The organism is Streptococcus intestinihominis, assembly GCF_046824975.1.
Lineage (GTDB): Bacteria > Bacillota > Bacilli > Lactobacillales > Streptococcaceae > Streptococcus.
Map to the genome: position 1 here is coordinate 123149 of NZ_JBKQBL010000001.1, position 4971 is coordinate 128119.

At 43.5% G+C, this 4971-nt stretch carries 8 protein-coding genes; all 8 read right to left on the reverse strand.

Going from position 1 to position 4971, the window contains the following annotated elements; translation table 11 throughout:
* Positions 1-194: 194 nt before the first annotated feature.
* Positions 195-449 (reverse strand): Txe/YoeB family addiction module toxin, encoded by a 255-nt coding sequence (locus ACLOR3_RS00670; protein WP_013903192.1) that lies wholly within the window; start codon positions 447-449, stop codon positions 195-197.
* Positions 450-452: 3 nt separating this feature from the next.
* The gene (locus ACLOR3_RS00675; protein ID WP_003014291.1) at positions 453-707 is read right to left on the reverse strand and encodes a type II toxin-antitoxin system Phd/YefM family antitoxin; all 255 of its coding nucleotides are present in this window, start codon (positions 705-707) and stop codon (positions 453-455) included.
* 239 nt (positions 708-946) lie between these two features.
* Positions 947-2041 carry a nucleotidyltransferase gene (locus ACLOR3_RS00680; protein ID WP_411399994.1) on the reverse strand — a complete coding sequence of 365 codons (1095 nt, stop codon included), beginning with the start codon at positions 2039-2041 and terminating at the stop codon, positions 947-949.
* A gap of 6 nt (positions 2042-2047) precedes the next feature.
* A complete protein-coding gene (locus ACLOR3_RS00685; RefSeq protein WP_411400219.1) occupies positions 2048-2788 on the reverse strand; it encodes a class I SAM-dependent DNA methyltransferase in 741 nt (246 codons plus the stop codon).
* A 284-nt stretch (positions 2789-3072) separates the two neighbouring features.
* Positions 3073-3426 carry a ribosome silencing factor gene (gene rsfS / locus ACLOR3_RS00690; protein WP_003014310.1) on the reverse strand — a complete coding sequence of 118 codons (354 nt, stop codon included), beginning with the start codon at positions 3424-3426 and terminating at the stop codon, positions 3073-3075.
* A gap of 14 nt (positions 3427-3440) precedes the next feature.
* Positions 3441-3941, reverse strand: a complete 501-nt coding sequence (locus tag ACLOR3_RS00695) for a cysteine hydrolase family protein (protein WP_411399995.1) — start codon at positions 3939-3941, stop codon at positions 3441-3443.
* Positions 3942-4538 (reverse strand): bis(5'-nucleosyl)-tetraphosphatase (symmetrical) YqeK, encoded by a 597-nt coding sequence (yqeK, locus tag ACLOR3_RS00700; protein WP_411399996.1) that lies wholly within the window; start codon positions 4536-4538, stop codon positions 3942-3944.
* On the reverse strand, positions 4538-4971 hold a 434-nt coding region (locus ACLOR3_RS00705; RefSeq protein ID WP_412036888.1), incomplete at its 5' end, for a nicotinate-nucleotide adenylyltransferase. The genes ACLOR3_RS00705 and yqeK, both read right to left, overlap by 1 nt.

Here is a 4971-nt window from a genome sequence, read left to right on the forward strand (position 1 = left end):
ATTGGCCCATTTACGTCCCATGAGGATTCTCCTTGTGTTTGATTCATATTATTTTCAATCTTTAACATTATATCACAAATCGCTGAACTTGGACTAGAATTTTCTATTTTTAAAGGGGGATTTTATGGGAACTTTCTATGAGTTGGAAACTTAAATAGCTAGTTTAACTATAAAAAAGCCTCTCTGTTAGAGACTTAGTAATGATCTTTAAATGACAGAAAGGCAACTCCTGACTCATCTAGCATATAAATCAGGCGATTTTCTGCATCAATCCGTCTTGACCATGCTCCTTGAAAGTCATATTTCAAAGGCTCAGGTTTACCAATCCCAGCAAATGGATCCCTTTGGATCTCTTTGATAAGGGTATTGATTCGCTTCAGTGTTTTTTTGTCCTGACTTTGCCAGTAACAATAATCCTTCCAGGCATCTTCTGTAAACTTGAGTAACATCCGTTACCCCTCAATCTCATGGAGTTGAACCTGACCAGCTCGGACTTCTGCCATACCCCGCAAGACCTTATCTGACAATTCCTTGTTCTGAGCTAGTCTCAGGGTTTCTTGTAGGCTGTCCCACTCGCTCTTAGAGATGACCACAATATCTTCATCAGGATTCTTATTCACGACTGTCAAAGGCTCAAACTCATCATTTACCTTCTTCATATAATCCTTCAAATGATTGCGGAATGTTGAATAAACGACTGCTTCCATGACCATACCTCATTCTACCTCTTTTCTTTTATTATACATGAAAAAGAAAAACTTGTCAGGAACTTGTACAAGTTTTTCCATTTTTATCTATTTATTCGAAAAAAAGCTTCTAAATTTGGTAAAAACAAAAAAATCCATTGACTAAAAAAATTTTTAGTCAATGGATAAACACTGTTTCCGTGCATCATAACGTTCTTGCCTTACGTGAATGTGGGCAGAAAAAATTTACGTGAAACTTTCTATTCTTCCACTCTCACTGGCACCCGTCCCCAGATTTGTTCAGGCAATTGGGGGTGACCTAGCTGATACACCTGATCCGCTTGCTGGGTCAAACTATCCCAAGGTTCCTTACCGATTCGGGTCACGATTTCTACTGATTTTTTCAAGCCTTTGAGGTGAGCTTGTCCCTTTGCAGAAAATCCTAGGACATGAATGGCATCGGGAAGAGCTTGATCCGTCGACCCTACCAAGATGTAGGTCAAGATGCGGCGGACACGAGCTTTGGTATAGCGCTTGGTTGCGACTTTCTCCACCAACTCTTCCACAGAGTTAGCACTTCGAACGGCCTCCTTTATCCGGTTGGCCAGTTCCTCATTGACCTGAAAAATCTGTGTCAGATCCGGATGGGTTAGGATCTGATAACGGAGCAGTTGGTCATAATCCTCCCAAGACACCTGCGGAGCTGACTGAAAGAGTTGGCTATTGGGCATGAATTTAGCGACAAAGTCCTGATCTTCCTTGTGCAGGCGTAGACTAGTCGCAGAAGCATAGGCCACCTCTTTTTCTTCTGAATGGTAGCCTGCACCTTGCCGTTGGATAGGCTTGAGCGCAATCCCCTTTCCTGCACAAGCCTTGGCATAAGCCAAGCCCAGGATATGGTTGGGAGTATCCCCTGTGAACTCCACTCCAGCAAAGGTTTCCCACATTTTTTGGGTCTTTTGTGGATAGGATAAATCATCCGGAAGGCTTCGCAAGAAAGCTTCCATTTCCGATGATTTCTCCGAGTAAACTGTCGCAATCGCTTGGTAATCTATGACTTCTTCTGTCCCAAAGGTCAATTGGTCGATTCCCAGACGGGACAAGATCTCCACCGCTCCCTTGGCAAAATGATCAGCTGACTGAACAGCCACGAGAAAGGGGAGCTCGACCACCAGATCCGCTCCATTTTCCAAAGCCATCTGCGCGCGAATCCACTTGTCTACAATGGCAGGCTCGCCACGTTGAACAAAATTCCCAGACATGGCCACAATCTTCAGCCCTTCTGCTTGTTCCAGCAGGTACTTGTGTCCATTGTGAAAGGGATTAAATTCTGCAATAATTCCTGTAACTGTCATGCTAGCCTACTTCTGTGCTACGAAGAACCAACGTTTGCTGGTCTTTGTTGGCTCCTTGTCTTCAAAGTCTGCGTACAATTTGAAAGATTTAAAGCCAGCCTGCTCCAATAAGATGTCATAGGTTAAAACTTCATAAGTGCGTTCCTCATGGATTTCATCGTGCCGACTAAAGGAGCCATCCTCTTCTTGGACAAAGAAGGTCAGCTCATGGACAATCGAGTGAGGGGCTTCATCCTCATAAGTATCCCAGAGCATGGCAAAATCTTCTGCATTTTCATGGTAAGAATAGCCCGGAAAAACCTCATCCGTCTGGTAGGTTGAATGCACATCAAAAATAAAGACCCCGTCTTCATTAAGAGCATTGTAGACTTCTTTGAAGACATCTCCCACTTCCACTTCGTCTTGCATGTAGCAAATAGAATCCGAATAGCAGGTCACAAAGTCGTAGCTACCTGCCTGCGACAAGTCCAACATATTGCCCTCAATAAAATCAATCTTTTGCTTGGCTGAAGTTGCTCTTTTTTCAGCAATTCTCAGCATGTCAGCACTCAAGTCTAAGCCTGTCACATCAAAACCAGCTTGGGAAAAACGGACAGACTGAATTCCTGTCCCACAAGCCAATTCCAGTAATTTTTTCTTATCTTTTGTCTTTGGTAGATGGCGGAGGGAGAAATCCGTCCACAAATCATACAGACTGTCATCCATAACGGCATCATAGACCGCCGCAAAGGTTTCATAAGTCGCCATATTCATGATACCAAGTCCGCCCGTAATCCGATAGAAAATTAGGAGCACGACGATGGAGCTAAGCTCCAAGGAGAGCTATCTATTTTCCGAGGAGTACAGGACGGTTTCAAATCCTTTCTAAGATACAAAGAGCGTTAAAAGCAAAGAGAAAATCTTTCTCTTTCTCACAGCTTTTAGCTCGTGTTCAATTATCAAACCAACTAAACACGAGGCCCCATCCTTTCTTTCCATAGAATTTCAATTTAACCAACAAAACTCAGTTGCTACCAACTGAGTTTACCTGCTTATGCTAAGGCTGCTGAAAGATCGACAGCACTTGCTTCGTGCCATAGCTTTTCTAGGTTATAGTGGGCACGCATTTCTTCTGAGAAGACATGGACTACTACACCACCTAAGTCAAGAAGGACCCAACCTCCAGCTGAGTCACCTTCGACGTGGCTGGCATTACCACCAGCTTCAACGACTTTCTCACGAATATTCTCTGCGATCGCTTCCAACTGACGGCTATTCATAGAGCTTGCGATGACAAAGTAATCTGTCACACTGGTTAAGCTTTGAACATCCAAAGCCACAATGTCTTCTGCACGTTTTTCATCGGCAGCTTTAACAACAAGTTCAAGTAATTCTTTTTCTTTCATTTAGTCCTCTTTCCTTAAAAAATTGATTTGTAATCTAAGACATCCGCAAAACGTTCTGCCCAAATATTTTCATAAAATTCATTAAGCGTTTCTGCCGGAATATCCTCTCCATCAAAGGTTGTAACAGCTCCTTCTGGAATGACCAGCTTGTAGCCATATTCAAACCCCACTTTGACGGATGTATCGACACAATATTCTGTCTGCATGCCACACAGGACCAGTTGTTGAATTCCTTGTTGATCCAAGTATTCTTTTAATCCTGTCTCCTTAAACATGCTATTGTATTGCTTCTTAAATACCTTTTCATTCTCCTGTCTTTTCAACAGAGGAGATAATTGCCAATCTTCCGAGGTTAAAGCCTCTGGCGTTTCAATATGCTGAATGTAGATGATCTCAATCTGCTGTTTTCTAGCCTGATCTTGCAAATAAGCGATCTTCTCTAGGAGCTTTTCTGTCTCAAAACCTGTTTCCACTAAGATATTTTGTACATCAATAATGATAAAAGCCGTCTTCACTCACTGCTCCTCTTTCAAATACTTCACAAATGCGTTATAGGTTTCAAGGGTTTGGGGATAAATGGGCAATCCTTGGTGGGCCAGGTGTTCGACTGTGCGAGCTGTCTCATAGGCCACGGCACGATCCAAGGAGACTTGAGCGATGTCACGTGCTTGCTCTACCCCCGGAAAGGCCCGGTTGTGTTCAATATAATCTGCCACATAGACAATCTTGTCTAAGGTTGACATTTGACTACTCCCCACGGTGTGAATCTCAATACTGCGAAGAATGGCTGGATCTGTCAGTCCAAGGTCTTCTTTGATCTTGTATATCCCAACCATCCCATGCCAGACATTGTTGCCCCAATTTTTTAATGTTGGATCCAGCTCATAGCGATCAATCAAGTCTAGAAATTCCTGATCCGATAATTTCTTGGCATAGTCATGCAATAAACCTGCTAGGCCAGCCTGCTCTTCATCAGCCCCATAGCGTTTGGCCAAGTCACGCGCAGCCTTCTCAACCCCTAAACAGTGGGTTAGCCGTTTTTCTGGCAAGATTTGACCCATTTTTTCAAGCAAGACCTCACGAGAAAAGCCGAGATAGTTTTCATAGGTCATTAATACAAACCTTCTTTCTTGATGTAGTCCAAGACTGGCTTTGGCAACATAAAATTGGGCGTCCGACCTTGGGCGATAAACTCTCGCACCATGCTAGAAGAGATGTCCATCAGAGGAACATCGACCCAAATCACAGGATAGGAGGTTCCCGCCTTATAGCGTGGTCGCTGTACCCCGACAAACTGCACCATCTCCACTAATTCGTCAATCCGATACCATTTTGGCAGGTAGTCCACCATATCCGCTCCAATGATGAAGTAATAGTCTGTATCTGGGTCTCGCTCATTAAGCAACTTCATCGTATCGTAGGTATAGGAGATCCCTTTACGCTCTAGCTCAATCGTCTCGATCTCCAGACCTTCAATGCCATCAATGGCTAGTTCCAGCATTTTCAAGCGATGACCTTCATCAATGGTTTCTTTTTTATCCACAT

What these genes read in the sequence shown, in the direction of transcription:
- ACLOR3_RS00670 (WP_013903192.1), bottom strand. Translation starts at nt 449, where the DNA reads ATGTTACTCAAGTTTACAGAAGATGCCTGGAAGGATTATTGTTACTGG.
- yqeK (WP_411399996.1), bottom strand. Translation starts at nt 4,538, where the DNA reads ATGACCTATGAAAACTATCTCGGCTTTTCTCGTGAGGTCTTGCTTGAA.
- ACLOR3_RS00675 (WP_003014291.1), bottom strand. Translation starts at nt 707, where the DNA reads ATGGAAGCAGTCGTTTATTCAACATTCCGCAATCATTTGAAGGATTAT.
- ACLOR3_RS00685 (WP_411400219.1), bottom strand. Translation starts at nt 2,788, where the DNA reads ATGGCGACTTATGAAACCTTTGCGGCGGTCTATGATGCCGTTATGGAT.
- ACLOR3_RS00680 (WP_411399994.1), bottom strand. Translation starts at nt 2,041, where the DNA reads ATGACAGTTACAGGAATTATTGCAGAATTTAATCCCTTTCACAATGGA.
- rsfS (WP_003014310.1), bottom strand. Translation starts at nt 3,426, where the DNA reads ATGAAAGAAAAAGAATTACTTGAACTTGTTGTTAAAGCTGCCGATGAA.